This is a genomic window from Cupriavidus necator N-1 (genome assembly GCF_000219215.1).
Taxonomy (GTDB): domain Bacteria; phylum Pseudomonadota; class Gammaproteobacteria; order Burkholderiales; family Burkholderiaceae; genus Cupriavidus; species Cupriavidus necator.
This window is the reverse complement of sequence record NC_015727.1, coordinates 1,081,663-1,102,141: the sequence shown is the minus strand read 5'-3', so window position 1 is coordinate 1,102,141 and position 20,479 is coordinate 1,081,663. Positions and strand designations below refer to the sequence as shown.

Genomic DNA, 20,479 nt, shown 5'->3' with positions numbered 1-20,479 from the left:
TTCATTCCAGCTCCAGATCGACCTTCTTCGCTAGCGTGGAGAAGCGTTGGACCTCTCCATGAATCTGTTGTGCCATCTGCTCTGACGTGCTGCCTACGGGCTCGGCGCCCGCTTTGGTCAGCTGCTCACGCATTTCCGGAAGTGCCAGCATCCTGGCTGTCTCCTTCTGCAACTGTGCAACGACATCCTTAGAAGTACCGGCCGGTGCCATGAGGCCGAACCAAGTCGCGATGTCGAAACCAGCCAGGCCAGACTCGGAAAGCGTGGGCACATCGGGAAGTGCTACTGACCGCTTTGCAGAGGTTACGGCGAGTGCGCGGACTTTACCGGAGGTAATGTACGGCAAGCACGACGACGCCGTGTCAAACATCGCCTGTATCTGTCCGCCCATCAAATCCGTTAGCGCAGGAGCGCTCCCTTTGTAGGGAACGTGCAGGAGCTTGGTTCCGGCCATGTCGTTGAACTGTTCGCCGATAAGATGGTGAGCGGTCCCGTTGCCGGTGCTCCCGTACGACAACTTTCCTCGCTGTGACTTGGCGAGGGCGATGAACTCCTTTACGTTCTTGACCGGCAACGACGCAGGCACGATAAGGACGTTCGGAACGACCGCGATGATGCTAACGGGAGTCAGATCCTTCTCAAGGTCGTAGCTCCGCTTTTTGTAGACTGCTTGAGCAATGGAATGGTGGACTGCTGCGAGCAGCAGCGTGTAGCCATCCGGCTGGGACTTTGCTACATACTCGGCACCCAGGCGCAAGCCTGCGCCAGGCTTGTTCTCAATGACAACGGGCTGCCGCCAAGTACCTTGCATCCGGCTGCCAACGGCCCGTGCAATCAGGTCCGTTGTGCCGGCAGGAGGGGAGGGCACGACAATCTTAATGGGACGAGTCGGAAAACTCTGCCCGAAAGCGGGAAGGGTGGGCAGGGTCAGGCATGCGGCAGCTACCGGTAGCGCGATAAACTGCCGGCGCGACATACGAACGTCAGTCATTTGCTATTCCTCAATGAAGCACCCGTAGGTGCGTTGTCTCCTAGCGAGGCGAGGACGCCCTGGTATCTGTCTTGTGTTGGGCGTCCGCTTATAGCGTCACAGGTGGCGGAGTACCGCGTTGGCAATATCGGCCGTTGTGCTCGAACCACCGAAGTCAAACGGCAGAACTTCCTTCTTTTCGAACGAAGTTTGGAGTGCCTTCTCGATTGCGCGAGCTCCATCGACAAGCGCCGGGTCGTCGTGGCGTACGGCGAGCCAATCGAGCATCATTGCTGCAGAAAGCAGCATCGCACTTGGGTTGGCAATGCCGCGTCCTGCAATATCTGGCGCGGTCCCATGAGCTGGCTGGAATACCGCATGGTCGTCACCGATGTCAGCCGACGGAGCCATGCCCATGCCGCCCACCAGGGCCGCGATGAGGTCCGAGAGGATGTCGCCGAACATGTTTTCAGTCACAAGCACGTCGTATTGCCACGGCTTCATGACCAGGTTGAGCGCCATGGCGTCAACATACGCGTTCTCGACCGTGATGCTCGGGAAGTCCTTCGCACGCTGCTCGAAAATCTGCCGCCAGTAGGCCATCGACGTAAACACATTGGCCTTGTCCACATTCGTAACATGGCCGCGTTTTCCCGCCGCCTTTCTCTGCTCTGCGAGCCGGAACGCAAAGTCACACACTCGAGCAGTGCCCTTGTGGGTAATCTTCATCGTATCCAACGCGTACGAGTCGTCGCCCGAACCTTCGACAGTTCCGCGTCCGCGTGCGTAGAAGAGACCTTCGGTGCTTTCACGTACCAGCACGAGGTCAATTTCTGCCGCACGTCGGTCGCGCAGGGGTACCGGCAGGCCTTGCCAAGTCTTGATGGGACGGACGCCGGCGTACAAGTCCAGCGCGAAGCGGATGTCCAATTGAGGAATGACTTCGGTGCCGTCCTTGCCCCGAACATGAGGGAGGCCCATCGCGCCGAACAGAATGGCATGGGCTTTTCTGCACGCGTCCAGGGTCGAATCGGGTAGGGCATTGCCGGTCTCGGAATAGAGCTGAGCGCCAGCGGGATGTACGGTCATTGTGAACTTGCTACCGATGCGCGTCTCAAGTGCGCGAAGAACTTCCATGGCGGCGTTCATTACCTCAACGCCAATACCATCACCAGGCAAAACAGCGATGTCGTAGCTAGTCACTTGTGCCTCACATATGTGCGAGCTTGAATTGCTCGAAGATTGCTAACAGTTCCCGACTAGCGCGCTCCCGGTGCGCACGGTTTTCCCGAGCAGCCCCTTCGGCGTCACCATCAAGCAAGCGCGCCACCAGAGCGCGATGTTCGCGAGTCGAGTTCACAGGTTTCGGGCGCAAACGAAGGGAAAACATGCGCGCTCGGTGGGCCCGGTCCCAATGCTTCATGACCGCCTCTGCCAGCAGCTTGTTGTCGGCAAGGTCGAGCAGTGCGACGTGGAACTCCTCATCTGCAGCCGCCCACGCGTCAAGGTCATCGTTCTCGAGCGCGCGCTCCATTTCGTCGGTCGCTTCGGTCAAAGGCACCAAGTCACTAGTTGTGGGCTTCTTGCGGGCGACGAGTTCGGCGGCCATGCATTCCAGCGCGGTCAACACCTCGTAGATCTCGCGCATATCTGTCGGCGAAACGGGCAATACAAGCATTCCGTGCCGCGGAATCAGGTCGATGAGGCGCTCAGCGTGCAGGCGCACCAGTGCTTCGTGTACTGGCGTACGGCTCATTCCCAAGGCGAGAGCGACTTCCTGCTCCAGCGCCCTATAGCCGGGTGGCCACTCGTTATCCAGTATTCGCTGGCGAATCTTTTCGTATGCGGCGTCGGCAAGCGACGCGACCGGCAAGGGTTTGGCGTTCATTTCCAGCGTGAGGCCGTGCCTCAACAATGCATGCATTAACGCATACTTTAATGCATGCATTGTTTTCGGTTAGATGGGGAAAACCCTTTGGTAGGCGGCTGTGCGCAGGATACGGCACTCCACGCTAGGTTGTATTGGCTGGATGAAGCGATGGATCAAGGGGGAGTGGAGGGACGGGCGCGCGCTCGTGAGGGGCGGGCGGAAAGCGGAAAACAGGTCGGCCTAATGGCCGTCAGCAATTTCATCAGGCGTCTTGCTCAGATGCTCGACGAGAAGCGCCGCTGAGCCAGACAAAGCGCGGGAGGCGCTCGTGGCGATGAGCAGCCTTCGCTCTGCCCAGTCATCGACGAGTCGAATCGCTTTCAGGCCCCACGGCTCGAGCTTTCGAAAGCATGCTCCGAGGGGAAGTACACCTATTCCCAAATTCGAAGCAATCATTTCGGACATGGCGTCAAAGCTTCGAACCTGGATGCGCAGCCGCAAGGGAAAGCCAATGTCATGCGCCGCAGTAGAGATGGTGTTGAGCAGCGAGCTGCCGCGATTCAGGCCCACGAAGTCATAAGAAAGACAGCTGCGGAAGTCGATTTCGTCCGCCTCGGCCAAGGGGTGCGTCTTCGAGCAAAGGACAACGAGCCGGTCAGTTTGATAGGGGATGACGTTCAGGCCGTGTGTTGGCGCACCCTCGACGAATATGCCGACATCTGCCAATCCTTCCACGATTGCGCGAACTATGTCACCGCTGAGTTGCTCCTCAACCTCGACCCGGGTGTCTGGGTAAAGGTGCAAGAAGCGCTCTAGCGCAGAAGGCAGGAATTCGACCAGGGCGGACATGTTCGCCCAGAGTCGAACATGCCCTCGAGACCCATGCGAGTACTCGCTTAGCTCATTGCTGAAAAGTTCGAAGCCCTGGAAAAGCCGCATTGCGTGCTGAAGCGCGACATGGCCTGCGGGCGTCAGCCGAATGCCGTGAGCAGTTCGCTCCATCAGGATGGCCTTCGAGGCGGCTTCGAAGTCCGAAATCCTTCTGCTTGCGGCCGATAGCGCCAAGCTACACCGCTCCGCGCCCTTGGTGATGCTGCCCGTCTGAGCCACTGCGCAGAACAGTCGCAAAGTGACGAAATCAACACGTGCGGGATTGATGAGTTCCTGTGACATATCCACATCTTAGCAGTCCCACAGAGGAGCGGCTTCGCAAAATGAGAAGGGTGCATGCGAAATTAGGCATTCCTTCCCAGCTTTCGCCAAGCATACATTTGGGTCATTCGCAAAATTGCAAGAAGGAGACGCTAATGATTCATCACTTGGACCATCTTGTCTTAACGACCGGCAACGAAGAAGCGTGCGTTGAGTTTTACGTGGGGCTGCTGGGCATGAAGCTCGAGACATTTGGTGAAGGCCGCAAGGCATTCAAGTTCGGCGAGCAGAAAATCAATCTGCACGTGAAAGGCAAGGAGTTCGAGCCTAAGGCTCACCTACCCGTGCCGGGCGCCCTTGACCTCTGCTTCATTGCAGCGATTCCCCTCGATGACGTCATCGCGCAGCTGAATGCTCGCGGCGCCCAGATTATCGAAGGGCCGGTCGCACGTACCGGCGCGAACTACCGCATTCGTTCGATTTACCTGCGCGATCCCGACCTGAATTTGATTGAGATCTCCGAGAGGGCCGACGCATGACTGCCGCGAACTCCGAGCGCACCATCGTTGGCTTCGTTGGCCTCGGCCAGATGGGCAAGCCGATGGCCCTAAACCTCCTGCATGCCGATACGGACCTGCTAGTCACGTCGAAAGTGCAGGACGCCTATCCGGAATTGCAGGCAGCTGGTGCTACGACGGCGGACTCCCTAGCTGGCCTCACTGATGCGCAAATTGTGTTCCTGAGCTTGCCAGGCACGGCGGCTGTCATGGACGTGCTGTTTGGCGACGGCGGACTGACGAGCCTGCTCCGTCCCGGTTCCATCATTGTCGATACGAGCACGATGGAGCATGGCGCCACGCTGGATATCCATTCGCGTCTGGCGGAAGGCAATCTTGCATTCCTGGATGCCCCGGTGTCGGGAATGCAATCGCGCGCGGAAGCCGGCACCCTGACTGTTATGTGTGGCGGCTCGCAGGAGACGTTCGAGACGGTGAAACCGTGGCTTGAGCGTATGGGCAACAACATACTCTACATGGGCGAGGCCGGCAGCGGGCAGCTGACGAAGCTTGTGAATCAGCTGCTCTTCGACATCAACTGCGCAGCACTTGCAGAAATTCTCCCCATGTCTCGACGCATGGGACTTGACCCGGAAAAGATTGCGTCGGTCATCAATAGTGGCACGGGCCGTAGCTACGCATCGGAGTTCTTCCTCCCCCGCATCCTGGCGCGCTACTTCAGCGATGGCTACCCGCTTCAGGCCGCCTACAAGGACTTGGTCAGCGCCGCCGAGCTCGGCGCTCGCCATTGCATCCCGATGCCGGTGCTTGCTGCAGCCACTGCCACCTACCAAATGAGCCTTTTGGCTGGCCACGGAGCCAGCGACAAGGGTTCGATGACTCGATTCTTTGAAGATATGCTGGCCGTGCAGTTCAGCGCCGCAGCACCCCAGACGGAGAAGGAACATGGCTGAACCGCTTGGCCTCGACAACGGACTGACAAACTACGGTGACCGCGACTTCGCGCGTTACCTGCGCCGCTCGATGGCGCATTCGATGGGCATCTCGGGAGAATTGCTGTCGAAACCGGTTATCGGCATCGCGGCATCGCCCAGCGATTTCAACAACTGCCACCGCTACATGCCGCAACTCGTAGAAGCGGTATCGCGCGGCGTGCTCGCGGCAGGCGGCTTGCCGCGGATGTTCCCCACGGTGTCCCTGGGTGAGGTGTTCCTCAACCCGACCAGCATGGTGTACCGCAACCTGATGTCGATGGACGTCGAGGAAATGGTGCGGGCCCAACCGATGGACGCCGTCGTCCTGATTGGTGGCTGCGACAAAACGGTGCCGGCGCAGCTGATGGGCGCCGCTTCCGCCAATCTTCCCGCCATCCAACTGGTCACCGGCCCAATGTCCACGGGGCGGCACAAGGGTGAGCGACTGGGCGCATGTACGGATTGCCGCCGCTTCTGGGGCAAGTTCCGAGCCGGAGAGATTGACCAGCAAGAAATCCGGATGGTCGAAACGCGTCTGGCCACCACTGCCGGCACCTGTGCCGTCATGGGCACCGCGAGCACGATGGCGTGCATCGCCGAGACACTTGGTATGTCCCTGCCGGGTACGGCTGCAATTCCCGCGGTGGACTCCCAACGTCTGGTGGCCGCTGAGGAGACCGGCAAGGCAGCCGTACGGCTTGCACATTCGCCCATCCTGCCCTCGCAGATCATGACAGAGCAGTCGGTCGAAAATGCCTTCCGTATCCTGATGGCGCTCGGCGGTTCGACCAACGCCATCATTCACCTGACTGCCGTCGCCGGTCGCCTCGGCATTCGCATCAGCCCGGAACGTCTCAATGAGATTTCTGATGAAACCCCGGTACTGGTTGACCTCAAGCCGGTGGGTGAGGGCTACATGGAGGACTTCCATGCCGCGGGCGGTATGGGCGCCGTGCTCCGCGAGCTGCGTCCCTTGCTGAACCTGGACTGCCTGACCGTTGACGGTCGCACGCTGCGCGAACGCCTTGACGAACCGGCTGGCTGGGTGGACCGGAAGGTCATCCGCTCCTTCTCTGATCCGGTAAGCGATGTAGGTGGCCTGATTGCACTGCACGGCAGCCTCGCACCCGATGGCGCGATCTTCAAGCGCGCCGCGGCAACGCCCGCTCTGTTCGAGAAGGAAGGTCGCGCCGTGGTGTTCGAGGGTCTGGAAGACCTGGCAAACCGCATCGATTCACCCGACCTCGACGTCACCGCTGACGACATCCTGGTGCTGAAGAACGCCGGCCCGCTCGCCGCGGGGATGCCAGAAGCCGGCTACTTGCCCATTCCGTCCAAGCTCGCCAAGGCGGGCGTTAAGGATATGGTGCGCATCTCGGATGCACGCATGAGCGGCACCGCCTACGGAACCATCGTTCTGCACGTATCTCCTGAAGCGGCGGCCGGGGGGCCTCTGGAAGCGGTGCGCAACGGCGACCGGATTCGCTTGTCGGTGTCTCAAAAGAGCATCGACTTGCTGGTCGAGCCTGAAGAAATCGCACGCCGCCTTGGCGAGCGCAAGCCACTGCCTCAGAAACGTGGTGGCTATCAGGAGCTCTATCAGCGCACCGTACTGCAGGCTCCTGAAGGCTGCGACCTGGACTTCCTCGCCCAGCCCCGTAGCTGACGCCTTTCGTTTCAACCTTACCTAATTAACCATGAACTTCTATCCTCAGCTGCTCGCGCGTGCCGAGCAAGGAAAGCCCATCCGTGTTGGCCTAATCGGCGCAGGCAAATTCGGATCGATGTATCTGGCGCAAGTACCCCGCACGCCGGGCGTACACATGGTGGGTATTGCTGATCTGGTACCCGCAAACGCCCACGCCAGCCTAGAGCGTGTGGGTTGGGAAGCTGGTCGCGCTCAAGCCGCATCGCTGGATGATGCGGTTCGCATGGGCTCGACGCATGTCGGTGATGATTGGGAAGCGCTCGTAGCGCATCCTGGCGTCGACATCATCATTGAATGTACGGGTAACCCGATCGCAGCTGTCGACCACTGCCTGGCTGCGTTCAAGCACGGTAAGCACGTCATCAACGTTACCGTGGAAGCCGATGCATTCTGCGGTCCGCTGCTTGCTCATCGTGCCCGCGAGGCAGGAGTGGTGTACTCGCTTGCCTATGGCGACCAACCAGGCCTGGCTTGCGAACTGGTCGATTGGGCCCGTACGTGCGGGTTCCCGATCATCGCCGCGGGGCGGGGCCACAAGTGGCTGCCCAAGTTCCGCGAATCGACGCCCGATACGGTCTGGGACCACTGGGGCGTGACGGCCGAGCAGGCTCGCATCGGTGGCATGAATCCGAAGATGTTCAATGCCTTCCTCGACGGCTCTAAGCCGGCAATCGAAAGTACGGCGATTGCGAATGCCACCGGTCTTCAGGTTCAAGCCGAAGGTATCACCTTTGCGCCGGCGTCCGTTGAGCAGATTCCCACGGTCATGCGGCTCAAGTCGGATGGCGGCGTCCTGTCGCAGAAGGGGGTGGTTGACGTAGTGTCGTCGCTGAACACCGATGGAACGTCCGTGGGTTACGACATTCGCAAGGGCGTCTGGGTCTGCGTCGAGGCACCGACTGAGTACATTCGACGCTGCTTCAAGGAATACCAAGTCTTCACCGATCCCAATGGCCAGTGCATGGTGCAGTACAAGAAATGGCACCTCATCGGCTTGGAGCTCGGCATCTCCGTCGCGAGCGTTGGACTGCGTCGCGAGCCTACCGGCGTAGGCCAGCACTTCAATGCTGATGTTGTTGCCACTGCAAAGCGGGATTTGAAGGCAGGGGAAATGCTGGATGGCGAAGGCGGCTACACCGTCTTCGGCAAGCTGTTCCCGGCCAAGGAGTCCCTCCGCGTTGGCAGCCTGCCTCTGGGTCTGGCCCATCACCTCAAGCTCCGCCGCGATGTAGCTAAGGACCAGTCCCTGACATGGGAGGACGTGGTCATCGACGCAGAGCAACCGGCTTACCGCGTTCGTAAAGAGATGGAAGCACTGTTCCAGAAGTGACAGAAAACCAATGACAAAGCCGGGATGGCCAGACCTTTCCGGCGTATAAGTCTGTAGGAGACGAAAAATGAAATGGAGTGTGAAAATCTCCGCGACGGCGATCGTGCTGGCGGCTGCATCGCAAGTGTCCGCCGCGGACGCCTACCCCACCAAGCCTGTCACGATGATTGTCCCGAGCGCACCCGCTGGGTCGACAGATATCGTCGCGCGGCTGATCGGCGAGCAGCTCGCCAAGGACTTGGGGCAGCCTATCGTGATTGAGAACCGGCCTGGTGCAAGCGGCAACATTGGTACAGAAGCGGTCGCACGAGCCAAGCCGGATGGGTACACGCTCCTCATGCAGTACTCCGGCTATCACGTGGGCAATCCGGCGCTGTTTCCCCAAGCGCGCTGGAAGCCTAAGGACTTCGCATCTGTAGCGCTGGTGATGCGTGCCCCGCATGTCGTCGCTGTCAGTGGCAAGATACCAGCTCAGAACCTGCGCGACCTGATTGCCTTTGGCAAGAAGGACAATCGAGGCTTGTTCTTTGCGTCATCGGGCAATGGCTCCATCCAGCATATCGCCGGCGTCATGTTCGGCAATCAAGCGCAGGTCCCGGTAACACACGTTCCGTATAAGGGTGCCGGCCCAGTGGTGAGCGACCTTATTGGCGGCCAGGTCGACATGTTCGTGACGACGCCGCCTTCGGTAATCGGTCAGGTGAAGGCCGGAAAAATCAAGGCACTGGCTTACACGGGGCCAAAGCGCCATCCTTCGATGCCTGATGTACCAACTTCTGCCGAAGCGGGCTTGCCAAGCTACGAAGTGGAGTCCTGGTTTGCGGTATTCGCGCCGGCAGGCACACCTCCGGACATCGTCAAGAAGCTCTCCGCATCCATTAAGAAAATCGCGGAAAGCCCGGAGTATAAGAAGAAGATTGAGGAGCAGGGTGGCTTTGCTGCCTACATGGATCCTCCAACTTTGGACAAATTCGTGACCCAAGAACTCGCTATATGGGCGAAGGTGATTAAGGACGGAAAAATCACCGCAGAATAACAATAACTTCTGAGGAAGCAGCAGCGATGAAAGCAGCGTACCTGTTTGCGGCGGTAGTCGGTGTAGTAGCGATGTCGGCAGCGGCAGCATCAACCCTGACGGTTGCAAAGACCGAAGGTGGTGAGGTCGCCGGCATCGGGGATACTGTGAAGAGCTTCCGTGGGATTCCATATGCTGCGCCGCCAGTAGGAAAACTTCGCTGGAAGTCTCCTCAGTCAGCCCAACCGTGGGATGGCGTGCTCGACGGGAGTCGATTTGGGCCAGATTGCCCTCAGACCGCCGAGTATCCTGAACTGCGCGGCAATGGCATGAGCGAAGATTGCCTGCGGCTGAACGTATGGAGCCCCGCCAAAGCTGCCACTGACAAGCTGCCCGTCATGGTCTGGATTCATGGCGGCGGCTTTCGGTATGGCTCAGGTTCGCATCCAACCTATGATGGCGAAGCGCTCGCGAGCAGGGGCGTTGTGGTGGTCACCATCAACTATCGTCTTGGATTGTTGGGTTTCTTGGCTCACCCTGGGCTTGCTGCCGAGTCACCAAGTCGTACATCGGGCAACTACGGACTGATGGACCAAATGGCTGCGCTCCGATGGGTCCAGCGCAACATCGCAGCATTTGGTGGTGACCCTGCGAAGGTAACCGTGTTCGGCCAATCAGCAGGTGCGCATTCCATCAGCACGCTGCTGCTGTCGCCGAAGGCGAAGGGGTTGTTTCAGCAGGCAATTATGCAGAGCGTCGGCGTGATGCGTCCCCAAGCGACGCAGGCCGAGGCACAAGCGTTCGGCGTGAAATATGGCGAGAGCATCGAAGCTCTCCGGGGGCTACCTGCAAAAGAGCTGGTCGCACTGCAGAGTTCGGGTCCGAAGTCCGAAGCGCGCATGACGACGCCAGCGATGATTAGCATCGTTCAGGATGGCGACATCGTGTCTAGGCCAGATTATCAAGCCATCGGAGCCGGCGCGCTTCCTGCCGTTCCAATCTTGGTGGGGAGCAACTCCGACGAAGGCGGGCGAGCGGCAAAGAATTTTGTGCAGTCGTCGGTTGCAGGCTATCAATCGTTTGTGGACAGGAATTTCCCTGGCTTCGAGTCGCGTGCGCGAAGTGAATACGGCGTGCAGTCTGACGCCCAGATTTACCGCACGACGGCCGACATGTACAGCGACACGCAGTTCAACTTCGGCACGCGTGAACTGTTGCGGGCGTATGCCAAGGCGGGGTTGCCAGCCTACCGGTACCTGTTCTCTCGCCATCGCAACGACGGGGCAGTGGAGCCAGTCCACGGTGACGAGCTTCAGTTCGCCTTCGATAACTTGTCCGCCTCACATCGCGGAAAGAAGCTTCCCTTCACAGAAGTCGATTCCAAGGTCGCTAAGGCCATGGCCGACGCGTGGGTGACCTTTGCGAAGACCGGAGCCCCTGGCAGTCCTGACCACGTCGCGTGGCCGTTATTCAAAGAGCCGCGAGAACTCTATATGGAGTTTGCAGACACTGCCAGAGTTACCAGCGGCTTCAAAAGTAGCAGACTCGACCTGGTACGGGACTATTACGCCAGTGTTCGGCGATAGAAAACGCGGATGCCGTATGGCGCGCTGAGGCCAATACGGTGTCTCGCTAGCCGTTAGCGCGGGGGCGCCTCCTTTGGGGCCGGTGATGGTTTGCACGGGCACATGCGGGCCCTCGTTCAGGCCAGTTTCCTTGCCTATTTTCTGTGCCACGCCGCGGATGACGACGCGTCAATCGCCCCGGGCTGCATTAACAAGCTCTAGCAGAGTCTGGATGATGGCGTGCTCTGGCCTACCGCTTGGGGTGCCCGTTTCAGGCCTGATTTTTTTTTCGTATGAGCATAATAGCGAAATAGTAATATACAGGCCGAGCGAATGCTGCGAGATTAGACCGGAAGCTAATGCTGTCGGCGCAATTCACATACACAGCCATTTCGTCTCTCCTCCTAGCGATCTCTGCGCCAGAGAGCTGTGAGCCTTTCTAGGTAGACTTCTAACGTTGCGCTCAACTGCGAGCCCCGATGGCAGTGAAGAATGGACTCTCAACAGCTTCAGAGCTTCGTATTGGTAGTTGAACTCGGCTCCTTAACGGAGGCGGCAAAGAAGCTCGGCATCACCCCGGCAGCGGTCAGTGCAAGGGTTCACGGTTTAGAGAGTGAGATCGGTGCGTCCTTGCTTAACCGCAGCGGTCGCGTAATGAGACCGACCTTAGCGGGCGTCAATATTCTTGAGCGAAGCAGACATTTGCTACGGGAGATGCGGGACTTGCGCGCTATCGCGAGCAGTGACACTGCGGTGGGTGAGCTTCGCCTAGGCGCGTTTCCCTCAGCGATGACGAGTTTGCTACCGGCCGTTCTCGAAAGCTTCTATGAAAGCTTTCCGTCGATCCAAATTTCCGTGACGTCGGACTTCTCGATAGAACTCTGTTGTAGAGTCAATGACGGAAGTCTAGACGCTGCCATCGTGGTCGAACCCCAGTATTCCGTTCCGAAGTATTGTGCTTGGCGTCCCCTTCTTTCCGAGCCTGTCGTGCTAGTTGTTCCGAGCGACCTTGTCGAGAACGATCCGCTCGAATTGTTGGCGAGAGAGCCGTTTATTAGGTATGACCGCAGCGTGCTTGGAGGACAACTTGTCGAGCGCTACCTGCGCGAACACGACATTGTTCCGCGCGAACGTTTAGAGCTAGATCCTATGAATGAAGGCGGGTCGGATTCTAAAAAGCGGCGGACGCGCCACGCCGTCTAGCCAATAAACAAACCGGAGACGTCATGAAAATCACTGATGCTGTGACGCGGGCGCGGTGGGCAAAGCAACGATATCACTTTCACCTATGACACTGCTCGCTCTTGCGCGATGGACGTCTGGCGATGGGCCTGCCTACCGGCCCCGTGTCGCGCTTAGTGCCCCGGAGAACTGCCCGCCCCCGGAAAGGTACAGGTCTGCTTGGCGATCTCCGCGACGCTGTAGCCCAGGGCTGAGTGGGGATACTTCAAGAAGTAGCATGCATACGCGACGCTCGGTGCTGGCGGATGCGTTTTCACGAGTTGAAGCCTTCCTTGAGCAATCTCGTCCTCGAATAACGCTACGGGCAGGCAGCTAATGCCCACGCCTGCGGCCACCAGTCCGGCGAGGGCAGCAATATTGTTGCCGCCATTCAATCGCTCCGGCCGGACTCCAGCACCTTCCCATAAACTCGCGCAAAGTCTGTTGATGATGGAGTGTTCCGATTGTTCGACAACGGGCTGTGACGCGAGGTCGTGCAAAGACTGCGTTTCTCCCACAGCAAATTTCCCAGGCCCGGCAAACCAGCCGAATTGCACGTTGCCGACTGGAACGCGCACCAAATCATCCGCATCAGGAAGATCGGGAAGAATGGCAAAGTCCAAGCGTCCTTCCTTCACCTTTTGAAGAAGTAGTGAGGACATGTCAATTTCGGGTTGAACTGTGACACTCGGGTAGACATCTTTCATCCGCTTGAGGAAAGACGGGAACCATGTCAGCGCCGTAAGTTCTCCCAGGCCCACGTGCAGAATCCGTGCTGGCTGTTGGGTTGAGCCCTTCATCTTCTCGAGTCGGTCAAGCATCTCAAAGATATGTTCACTTTTGATCAGGAGCTCTTTGCCTGCGGGCGTTAGCAGATTCTTTCTGCTCTCCCGCTCAAATAGTGGCGCGGCGACACTCGCTTCCAGCTCCTGCAAGCGCTTTGTGACTGCGGACTGGGTGACATGAAGCTTGTCCGCTGCCTTAGCGATGGTGCCAAGGCGGCCAACCCAGTAAAAAGTTTCTAGTTGCTTGATGGTAAACATTTATGACCTACGTCCAGCGTCGTCCGAGAGTGCTCAGGCCCCGTGAAACGGCGTCTGAAAGTCACACTTCTCGTGAGCGAGTGCCGCGACATTGCGATGGAAATCCGAGATTGCATCGATTCTAATCAGCGCGATGTACTCCATTTCGGCGGCACCAATGGGAATCTGGAGCTCGCGTAGAGCCCCGTTCCTCACGGGCCCCTGCGCAACTGCTCTGGGTAGGCCCGCAATACCGAGGCCGGCGGCGCAGATGCCGGCAAGCGCTACTAAGCTATCGCTGTGAATCGTGTTGTTTGCGTGGACACCGTGATCCAGCAACCAGCTAGCCAATACGCTGCCGCCTGTACGCACGTCGCTCTGCAATAACACCGTTTGTCGCTCGAAGTCAGTCAGCGATAGCTCGTCCGGGGTTGTCAACCCTGACGAGCAATACCAACCGAAATGGGCAGCACCGATGGGTAGCCGCGCCATTTCGGTTGTGCGTATTGCATCCAAAACAATGGCGATATCCAGCTGCCCGTCCCGCACGCGGGTATGCAAGGAGGTAGACGAGCCGACTTCTGGTTCTATACGCATCCGTGGATACCTATCTCTCAGCTCAGCCAGAAATCTGCCGAGCCAAGTCAGCGCTGCCAATTCCGTCACGCCAAGTCTCAGTGTCGAAGACACGAGGTCTGGGTTGCCGAAACGCTCTGTGAGATTGGCGCGCTGTCGCAGGATGCCGCGGGCGATGCGTAGCACTTCTTGACCGTCCATGGTCAGGCGTGCTGCACGCTGCTCACGGTTGAACAAAAGTCTGTCGAATGAGCTTTCGAAGGCGCTAATTTGGCGCGAGATGTTCGACTGCGATGTCTGAAGGCTGCGAGCTGCCTTCTCGAAAGAACCCATGTCTGCCACCGCGACGAAGGCTTCGAGCTCACGAAAAGTTGTCATCTCAGTGTTCACCCCTGCTTTTCATACCATCTTGGAAAGATTCTGCATCAGAAAATATCTCTTTTCAGAACAATTTACAAGGACAACAATGCAGTCATCCGCTCGCAACACTTTTCGGGTGCCAAGGCAGCATGAAGGCCCGGCGGACTTCCCCCTCAAAACGACATATGGCAACCATGAAGCTCTTCAAACTGCTCTCGTTTCTGACCGTCGCCACCGTTTCGGCTGGTGTTTCTGCAGCGCATGCCGATCAACTCGCTGATGTGAAAGCCAAAGGCGTTCTGACTTGCGGTGTAGTCGGCACGCTCGAGCCCTTCGCCTACCAGGACCCTACGACGCGCGATGTGGTCGGGTACGACATTGACTTCTGCAAGGCGGTGGCCAAGCACATGGGGCTCAAGCCGGAGCTCAAGGCCGTCTCACTTGAGGCACGGATTCCCGAGCTGACGCAGGGTCGAGTGGACCTTCTTGCTGCGGTCCTGGGCTACAACCCCGCACGAGCAGAGCAAATTGCCTTTTCCAAGGTGTATTTCGTCAGCAATCAGTCGATCGCCGCAAAGAAGGGGGTCTTCAAGCAGCGTGACGACCTCGCCAGCAAGCGCGTCGCTACCATTAAGGGGTCCAGCAATATCCCCCTCATGCAGCGCGAGATTCCGACCGCAACGGTCGTGAGTTATGACGACGCTCCCTCTGCCTTTACGGCGCTGGCACAGGGGAAAGTCGACGGCTACGTCCTGTCTGAGTCGCTGCTTCGCCGATTCATTGCCAAGCTTGGCGCCAACAGCAATGTGGAAGTTCTTACGCCTCCTGTGGGACGCGAGAAGTGGGGACTTGGTCTGCGCAAGGGCGAACCGGCATTCCAAAAGGCTGTCAACGATGCGCTGGACGCCATGGAGAAGTCTGGAGAGTCTCAGCAGATCTTCGACAAGTGGATGGGTCCGAACACGATTTATCAAATGCGCCGGGACTTCAAGGCGGAATTGATTTCGGGCTGAAATACACCGGATAGGTAGACGCTATGGCTACATCTTTGAACTTCGGCTCGCTTCTAGTCGAACCATATTTGGGGCATCTTATCTCCGGACTCAAGTACACGGGGGTGCTCACGGCTGCGAGCTGGGTGCTGGCTGTGGTTCTTGGTGTGACACTGGCGACGGTGCGAGTGGCGGGCAATCCGGTGGCCGAGCGGTGCGTGGCTGGCTGGGTTGCCTATCAGCAGAACGTACCGATGCTTGCCCATCTGTTTTTGTGGTACTTCGGTATTCCCACCATGCTGCCTGACTCAGTTCAGTCTTGGATCAACACTAATAACGGCGAGCTGATTTTTGCGTCCATCGCTATCGGACTTTGCATGTCGGCCTATTTCTGTGAGGACGTTCGCAGCGGGCTACGTGCCGTGCCCCATGGTCAGCACGAGGCCGCTCGCTCCCTAGGATTGAGCTTTCTGAAGTCAATGCGCTTCGTGATTCTTCCTCAGGCGATTCGCACGGCGTTTCCGCCGTTCATCAACCACACCGTGATTCTGTTCAAGAACACAAGCCTTGCCATGGCGCTCGGCGCGGCAGAGATGACCTATGTGGTTAGAGAAATGGAAAACCAGACGTTCAAGACCTTCGAAGCATACTCGCTCGCAACGGTGTTCTACCTCGTGGTTTCCCTCGGCCTGATGGGACTTGGCGCTGTCATCGCGCGCAATCTGCAAACTCCTACGAGATAAGCCATGTGGGAAATCTTCTCAGAACACTTGCCAAGCTTGTTGATTGGTCAGTACCCGAACGGTCCGCTGGGTGGCCTTGCACTTACGCTGATTCTCTCGGTACTCGGTCTTGGGCTGGCTTTTCCACTCAGTATCGCACTCGCGCTATGCCGCACCTCGCCGTACGCGGTGTTTCGTATCCCGAGCACGGTCATCGTGTACATGGTCCGCGGGATTCCTCTTGTCATGCTGGTCTTCTGGAGCTACTTCTTGGTGCCCGGTCTGATCGGAGGGACAGTGAGTGCTTTTACGACGCTCGTGGTGACGCTGGTTGTGTACCAGGCGGCTTACATGTCGGAAATCGTCCGCGCTGGCATTGAGGCGCTGCCACGGGGGCAGACCGAAGCTGCCAGGTCACTTGGACTTGGCTACGGCAGAACGATGAAGGAAATCATTCTGCCCCAGGCGCTGTACAACATGCTTCCTAGTCTCATCAGCCAGTTCATTTCCACGGTGAAGGAGACCTCCATCGGATACGTGATCAGCGTGCATGAGCTGACCTACTCGGCAAGCCAAGTCAACTCGGCACTGTTGACGCGCCCGCTGGAAGTGTTTGCAACGCTGTCTCTCATCTATTTTGTTGTCTGCTACTCCCTGACGCAGTGCGCGCAGATTGTGGACAAGCGTATTAATCGACGTCGTACCGGCGCCGCTGTCTCTACGGAAGGTAACTCCCATGATCCAGTTCTCCAAGGTCAATAAGTGGTACGGCGAGTACCACGCGCTCGCTGATATCTCTGAGGAAGTCGGGAAAGGCGAAGTAGTGGTGGTTTGCGGCCCTTCTGGATCTGGCAAATCGACGCTGATCCGTACCGTCAATCGGCTCGAGGAGATCCAGAAGGGGCAAATTAAGCTCGAGGGCGTCGATGTCCACCACAAGAAGCTGGACTTGAACAAGTTCCGGACGAAAGTCGGCTTTGTGTTCCAGCAGTTCAACCTGTTTCCCCACATGTCGGCAATCGACAATGTTTGCCTCGCGCCGGTGAAGGTTGGGGGGAAATCGAAAGCGCAGGCCAGGGAAAAAGGCATGGCGCTGCTCGACCGGGTGGGCCTTGCACATAAGGCCGCGTCCTATCCGCAGCAGCTCTCCGGCGGCCAGCAGCAGCGTGTCGCAATCGCCCGCGCGTTAGCAATGGATCCACCGGTCATGCTGTTCGATGAGCCGACTAGCGCGCTCGACCCGGAGATGGTGGGTGAGGTCCTGAATGTCATGAAGTCCTTGGCCCGTGACGGCATGACGATGATGTGCGTAACTCACGAGATGAATTTTGCGCGGGAGGTGAGCAACCGCGTCTGGTTCATGGACCACGGGCGTCTGGTCGAAACAGGTAAGCCAGACGAATTCTTCCGCAATCCGCAGAGTGATCGTGCGAAGCGGTTCTTGTCTGACCTCCGGTCCCACTGAAGAGAAGCACTTATGACCTCCACAGCCGAGCCAACGACGGTTGGCGTAATCGGTGCGGGCATTGTCGGCCTTTCGGTGGCGCTGGAGCTTCAGCGCAGCGGTTTCCACGTCACCATCGTCGACCGCGACGATCCAATGTCGGGCTGCTCCTCGGGCAATGCTGGCTACCTTTCCGAAGCCAATATCTTTCCGCCAGCCGCTCCCGACATGCTGATGCAGTTGCCCAGGCTACTGCTGGCCGATGATGGTCCACTCGTCATCAAGCCAGCGTATGCGCCGCGGATGGTGTCATGGGGGCGGCATGCATTGGTAGCAGTGAAGGAAGCGTCTCGCCGCTCGATAACGGACACGCTGGCGAACATGACCGTGCACGCTTACGCCACGATTGCGGACCTCGCTGAGCATGCCGGTGGGTCTAGCCTGATCTCGCGCGACGGCGGACTCGTGGCATTCAAGAGTGTGCAAGCGTTAGAACGTAAGTGCGAGTCGCTGCCTATATGGCGCCGGTACGGAATCAAAGTCACTCGCCTGTCTGGTATCGAAATCCAGGTATTGGAGCCGGCACTAGCTCCAGGCATTGCTGGGGGGCTCTTTTTCGAGAACTCGGGGCGTTGCAGCAATCCCCGTCGACTGGGGTTGCTGTATGCAGACCACCTTCAACGCAATGGAGCGCGGTTCGTCCGAGATAGTGTCCGCGCTGTCAACCCGGACGCGACAGGTGGAGCTGTCGTCCACGGCTCGAGTGGTGACTTGCATTTCTCCAAGGTTGTCGTGTGCGCAGGATTCTGGAGCGGAAAGCTGCTGGAGCCTTACACCCGCCGTGTCCCGATCGTTTCGGAACGTGGGTACCACCTAATGCTGCCAAATCCCGGTCTTGGTCTGAAGCGGCCGGTGGTTTTTGGTGAACCTCACTTTGCCGCAACACCGATGGAAGAAGGCCTTCGTCTTGCCGGGACGGCCGAGTTCGCAGCGCCAGAAAGCCCGCCAAACTTTCAGCGAGCCAAGATGTTGCTACGACTCGCCCAAGAGTATCTCGGACCATTGAACGGTGAGGGCGCGGTTCCCTGGATGGGAGTTCGGCCTTCACTTCCTGACGGACTGCCCGCCATTGGGAAGGTAGAGGGCCATACGGCTATTCACTACGCCTTCGGACACGCACACAACGGCCTGACGTTGTCTGCGATCACCGCAAAGTGCGTTTCGGCCCAGGTAAAGGGAGAAGCAGCGCCAATCGATGTATCAGGCCTTGGCCTTATGCGCTTCGAACGGGGCTTTTCCCGATTGAAACAACAGGGTGCAATAGCCGCCCCGCCAAACTAATTAGAGGACAAAACATGACCAAACTCGTTCGTTTCCCATCTCCGCTGACCGCACCGCTTTCGAAGGCGGTGAAGGCCGGCGATTTTTTGTTTCTTTCGGGGCAGACGCCGAAAACTCCCGATTTGACGCCGCTACGCGGGGACATCCGCGAGCAATCGATAAACGTTCTGGACGCTATTACGGCGAGCTTGGCGGAGCACGGCCTCGATCTGAGTAGCGTCGTTCGTGCAACGGTATGGCTGTCGGACATCAAGTTGATGGCTCCGTTTAACGAGGTGTACCGCTCATACTTCGAGAACCATCTGCCGGTGCGCAGTACGATCGAAGCCAAGCTGTCGCAGGAAGTGGATGTCGAAATTGAAGTGACCGCCTGGGCACCGCATACCGAAGGGCAGTAACGACGTACCCAGTCGCAAGACTAGAGCACAACTCCACTCCTTGACGTAGATTCCCATGAGCAACCAATCTGAAATCCTTGCCTCCCGGCTTGCCGTTGTGAAGCCATCGGCGAGCATTGCGGCAAAGGCTAGAGCCGACGCGATGCGCGCATCCGGTCGCGAGATCATCGACTTCACCACGGGAGAGCCGGATTTCCCCACACCGCAGCACATTATTGAAGCGGGAGCACGTGCCCTAGCAGGGGGGCATACGCGCTATACCGCATCGGCTGGAACGGCTGAACTCCGTAACGCAATTGTCGGCAAGCTGCTGCGAGAGAACCAGCTTTCTTACGAGCTCAGCGAGGTAGTTGTCGGGAGCGGCGCGAAGCACATCATCTTTAACGCTTTTATGGCATCCCTCAATCCGGGGGACGAAGTCATCGTGCCGGCCCCCTATTGGGTCTCCTATCCCGATATGGTTCTGCTCAACGGTGGCGTGCCCCGGATTGTGGACTGTCCCGCCGAAGACGGCTTCAAGATCCGCGCCCAGGCGTTGGCCCAAACGATCAATGAGAAGACGAAATGGGTTGTACTGAACTCGCCAAACAATCCAACTGGGGCCGTTTACTCCGAGGGTGAGTTGCGGGCGATCGGTGAGGTGCTCCTGCGGCATCCTCAGGTACACGTCATGACCGACGAGATTTACGAGCACTTCGTGTATGGTTCAGCGCGCCACGTCTGCCTTCTTAACACGACACCAGAGCTTCGGGGGCGAACGCTCGTCGTGAATGGCCTTTCGAAATCCCACGCCATGACCGGCTGGCGGATTGGCTATGGCGCTGGACCGGCCCCACTGATCAAGGCCATCACGTTGCTCATCACGCAGAGCACAACATGCGCGTCCGCGGCTGCGCAAGCAGCGGCCGCCGTCGCGCTTAACGGCCCACAAGACTGCGTAGCCGACGCCTCCAAACTGTTTCAGGAGCGTCGAGACCATATGGTGAACCGGCTCAATGCGATCGACGGCTTCGTATGCGGCCTCCCGGATGGCGCGTTCTATGTTTTCGCATCGGTGGCGGGTCTCATCGGTCGGACAACGCAGGACGGCAAGCAGATCAGGTCCGACGTGGACGTCGCCGAGTTCCTGCGCGAAGAAGCAGGGGTGGTGGCCATTGATGGCAGCTCCTATGGGCTTTCTCCCTTTATACGCTTTTCTTTTGCCACCTCGATGAGCGAGATCGACCGCGGCTGTGATGCCATTGCCGCGGCAGTATCCCAGCTCAAGCAGCAGTAGTCCAGGACATCCAAAAAAGGTGAAA

General features: G+C 58.4%; 20 protein-coding genes. 14 read left to right on the top strand and 6 right to left on the bottom strand.

All coding sequences use genetic code 11. From position 1 onward, the window contains the following. Window position 1 precedes the first annotated feature (1 nt). From CNE_RS34975 to CNE_RS34960, 4 genes are all read right to left on the bottom strand, one after another. Window positions 2–991, bottom strand: a complete 990-nt coding sequence (locus tag CNE_RS34975) for a Bug family tripartite tricarboxylate transporter substrate binding protein (RefSeq protein ID WP_013959489.1) — start codon at window positions 989–991, stop codon at window positions 2–4. Window positions 992–1,087: 96 nt separating this feature from the next. Next, window positions 1,088–2,173: an isocitrate/isopropylmalate dehydrogenase family protein gene (locus tag CNE_RS34970; RefSeq protein ID WP_013959488.1), complete on the bottom strand. Its 1,086-nt coding sequence runs from the start codon at window positions 2,171–2,173 to the stop codon at window positions 1,088–1,090. 7 nt (window positions 2,174–2,180) lie between these two features. Next, window positions 2,181–2,894: a GntR family transcriptional regulator gene (locus CNE_RS34965; RefSeq protein ID WP_238553161.1), complete on the bottom strand. Its 714-nt coding sequence runs from the start codon at window positions 2,892–2,894 to the stop codon at window positions 2,181–2,183. A 186-nt stretch (window positions 2,895–3,080) separates the two neighbouring features. Beyond that, window positions 3,081–4,013: a LysR family transcriptional regulator gene (locus CNE_RS34960; RefSeq protein ID WP_041229094.1), complete on the bottom strand. Its 933-nt coding sequence runs from the start codon at window positions 4,011–4,013 to the stop codon at window positions 3,081–3,083. 134 nt (window positions 4,014–4,147) lie between these two features. Between CNE_RS34960 and CNE_RS34955 the strand changes: the two genes are divergently transcribed. From CNE_RS34955 to CNE_RS34925, 7 genes are all read left to right on the top strand, one after another. Further along, a complete protein-coding gene (locus CNE_RS34955; protein WP_041229093.1) occupies window positions 4,148–4,531 on the top strand; it encodes a VOC family protein in 384 nt (127 codons plus the stop codon). Beyond that, window positions 4,528–5,463 (top strand): NAD(P)-dependent oxidoreductase, encoded by a 936-nt coding sequence (locus CNE_RS34950; protein ID WP_013959484.1) that lies wholly within the window; start codon window positions 4,528–4,530, stop codon window positions 5,461–5,463. Before CNE_RS34955 ends, CNE_RS34950 begins: the two co-directional genes overlap by 4 nt. Continuing rightward, window positions 5,456–7,150: an IlvD/Edd family dehydratase gene (locus tag CNE_RS34945; protein WP_013959483.1), complete on the top strand. Its 1,695-nt coding sequence runs from the start codon at window positions 5,456–5,458 to the stop codon at window positions 7,148–7,150. Before CNE_RS34950 ends, CNE_RS34945 begins: the two co-directional genes overlap by 8 nt. A gap of 31 nt (window positions 7,151–7,181) precedes the next feature. After that, window positions 7,182–8,522: an NAD(P)H-dependent oxidoreductase gene (locus CNE_RS34940; RefSeq protein WP_013959482.1), complete on the top strand. Its 1,341-nt coding sequence runs from the start codon at window positions 7,182–7,184 to the stop codon at window positions 8,520–8,522. A 67-nt stretch (window positions 8,523–8,589) separates the two neighbouring features. After that, window positions 8,590–9,558 carry a Bug family tripartite tricarboxylate transporter substrate binding protein gene (locus CNE_RS34935; protein ID WP_013959481.1) on the top strand — a complete coding sequence of 323 codons (969 nt, stop codon included), beginning with the start codon at window positions 8,590–8,592 and terminating at the stop codon, window positions 9,556–9,558. Between the two features lie 26 nt (window positions 9,559–9,584). Next, window positions 9,585–11,123: a carboxylesterase/lipase family protein gene (locus CNE_RS34930; RefSeq protein WP_013959480.1), complete on the top strand. Its 1,539-nt coding sequence runs from the start codon at window positions 9,585–9,587 to the stop codon at window positions 11,121–11,123. Window positions 11,124–11,594: 471 nt separating this feature from the next. Beyond that, window positions 11,595–12,305, top strand: coding sequence for a LysR family transcriptional regulator (locus CNE_RS34925; protein WP_049800732.1), 711 nt, complete (start codon window positions 11,595–11,597; stop codon window positions 12,303–12,305). Between the two features lie 152 nt (window positions 12,306–12,457). Here the strand turns inward: CNE_RS34925 and CNE_RS34920 are convergent, their stop codons facing one another. After that, window positions 12,458–13,366 carry a LysR family transcriptional regulator gene (locus CNE_RS34920; RefSeq protein WP_013959478.1) on the bottom strand — a complete coding sequence of 303 codons (909 nt, stop codon included), beginning with the start codon at window positions 13,364–13,366 and terminating at the stop codon, window positions 12,458–12,460. 33 nt (window positions 13,367–13,399) lie between these two features. After that, window positions 13,400–14,311 (bottom strand): LysR family transcriptional regulator, encoded by a 912-nt coding sequence (locus CNE_RS34915; protein ID WP_041229092.1) that lies wholly within the window; start codon window positions 14,309–14,311, stop codon window positions 13,400–13,402. A gap of 164 nt (window positions 14,312–14,475) precedes the next feature. On the opposite strand from CNE_RS34915, the gene CNE_RS34910 reads away from it, so the two are divergent. Genes CNE_RS34910 through CNE_RS34880 form a run of 7 tightly spaced genes read left to right on the top strand, consistent with a single transcriptional unit; the run spans window position 14,476 to window position 20,454 of the window. Next, a complete protein-coding gene (locus CNE_RS34910) occupies window positions 14,476–15,294 on the top strand; it encodes an ABC transporter substrate-binding protein (protein WP_041229310.1) in 819 nt (272 codons plus the stop codon). 23 nt (window positions 15,295–15,317) lie between these two features. Continuing rightward, window positions 15,318–16,016 (top strand): amino acid ABC transporter permease, encoded by a 699-nt coding sequence (locus CNE_RS34905; RefSeq protein WP_013959475.1) that lies wholly within the window; start codon window positions 15,318–15,320, stop codon window positions 16,014–16,016. Between the two features lie 3 nt (window positions 16,017–16,019). Continuing rightward, window positions 16,020–16,757 (top strand): amino acid ABC transporter permease, encoded by a 738-nt coding sequence (locus tag CNE_RS34900; protein WP_013959474.1) that lies wholly within the window; start codon window positions 16,020–16,022, stop codon window positions 16,755–16,757. Next, complete coding sequence (locus tag CNE_RS34895; RefSeq protein WP_013959473.1) at window positions 16,732–17,460, top strand: amino acid ABC transporter ATP-binding protein; 729 nt, start codon at window positions 16,732–16,734, stop codon at window positions 17,458–17,460. Before CNE_RS34900 ends, CNE_RS34895 begins: the two co-directional genes overlap by 26 nt. Before the next feature lie 12 nt (window positions 17,461–17,472). Further along, window positions 17,473–18,780: an NAD(P)/FAD-dependent oxidoreductase gene (locus CNE_RS34890; RefSeq protein ID WP_013959472.1), complete on the top strand. Its 1,308-nt coding sequence runs from the start codon at window positions 17,473–17,475 to the stop codon at window positions 18,778–18,780. Between the two features lie 14 nt (window positions 18,781–18,794). Then, window positions 18,795–19,178 carry a RidA family protein gene (locus tag CNE_RS34885; protein ID WP_013959471.1) on the top strand — a complete coding sequence of 128 codons (384 nt, stop codon included), beginning with the start codon at window positions 18,795–18,797 and terminating at the stop codon, window positions 19,176–19,178. A gap of 55 nt (window positions 19,179–19,233) precedes the next feature. Then, on the top strand, window positions 19,234–20,454 hold the full coding sequence (locus CNE_RS34880) for a pyridoxal phosphate-dependent aminotransferase (RefSeq protein WP_013959470.1): 1,221 nt from the start codon (window positions 19,234–19,236) through the stop codon (window positions 20,452–20,454). Window positions 20,455–20,479 lie beyond the last annotated feature (25 nt).

What these genes read in the sequence shown, in the direction of transcription:
- CNE_RS34975 (WP_013959489.1), bottom strand. Translation starts at nt 991, where the DNA reads ATGACTGACGTTCGTATGTCGCGCCGGCAGTTTATCGCGCTACCGGTA.
- CNE_RS34965 (WP_238553161.1), bottom strand. Translation starts at nt 2,894, where the DNA reads ATGCATGCATTGTTGAGGCACGGCCTCACGCTGGAAATGAACGCCAAA.
- CNE_RS34960 (WP_041229094.1), bottom strand. Translation starts at nt 4,013, where the DNA reads ATGTCACAGGAACTCATCAATCCCGCACGTGTTGATTTCGTCACTTTG.
- CNE_RS34955 (WP_041229093.1), top strand. Translation starts at nt 4,148, where the DNA reads ATGATTCATCACTTGGACCATCTTGTCTTAACGACCGGCAACGAAGAA.
- CNE_RS34950 (WP_013959484.1), top strand. Translation starts at nt 4,528, where the DNA reads ATGACTGCCGCGAACTCCGAGCGCACCATCGTTGGCTTCGTTGGCCTC.
- CNE_RS34945 (WP_013959483.1), top strand. Translation starts at nt 5,456, where the DNA reads ATGGCTGAACCGCTTGGCCTCGACAACGGACTGACAAACTACGGTGAC.
- CNE_RS34940 (WP_013959482.1), top strand. Translation starts at nt 7,182, where the DNA reads ATGAACTTCTATCCTCAGCTGCTCGCGCGTGCCGAGCAAGGAAAGCCC.
- CNE_RS34935 (WP_013959481.1), top strand. Translation starts at nt 8,590, where the DNA reads ATGAAATGGAGTGTGAAAATCTCCGCGACGGCGATCGTGCTGGCGGCT.
- CNE_RS34930 (WP_013959480.1), top strand. Translation starts at nt 9,585, where the DNA reads ATGAAAGCAGCGTACCTGTTTGCGGCGGTAGTCGGTGTAGTAGCGATG.
- CNE_RS34925 (WP_049800732.1), top strand. Translation starts at nt 11,595, where the DNA reads ATGGACTCTCAACAGCTTCAGAGCTTCGTATTGGTAGTTGAACTCGGC.
- CNE_RS34920 (WP_013959478.1), bottom strand. Translation starts at nt 13,366, where the DNA reads ATGTTTACCATCAAGCAACTAGAAACTTTTTACTGGGTTGGCCGCCTT.
- CNE_RS34910 (WP_041229310.1), top strand. Translation starts at nt 14,476, where the DNA reads ATGAAGCTCTTCAAACTGCTCTCGTTTCTGACCGTCGCCACCGTTTCG.
- CNE_RS34905 (WP_013959475.1), top strand. Translation starts at nt 15,318, where the DNA reads ATGGCTACATCTTTGAACTTCGGCTCGCTTCTAGTCGAACCATATTTG.
- CNE_RS34900 (WP_013959474.1), top strand. Translation starts at nt 16,020, where the DNA reads ATGTGGGAAATCTTCTCAGAACACTTGCCAAGCTTGTTGATTGGTCAG.
- CNE_RS34895 (WP_013959473.1), top strand. Translation starts at nt 16,732, where the DNA reads ATGATCCAGTTCTCCAAGGTCAATAAGTGGTACGGCGAGTACCACGCG.
- CNE_RS34890 (WP_013959472.1), top strand. Translation starts at nt 17,473, where the DNA reads ATGACCTCCACAGCCGAGCCAACGACGGTTGGCGTAATCGGTGCGGGC.
- CNE_RS34885 (WP_013959471.1), top strand. Translation starts at nt 18,795, where the DNA reads ATGACCAAACTCGTTCGTTTCCCATCTCCGCTGACCGCACCGCTTTCG.
- CNE_RS34880 (WP_013959470.1), top strand. Translation starts at nt 19,234, where the DNA reads ATGAGCAACCAATCTGAAATCCTTGCCTCCCGGCTTGCCGTTGTGAAG.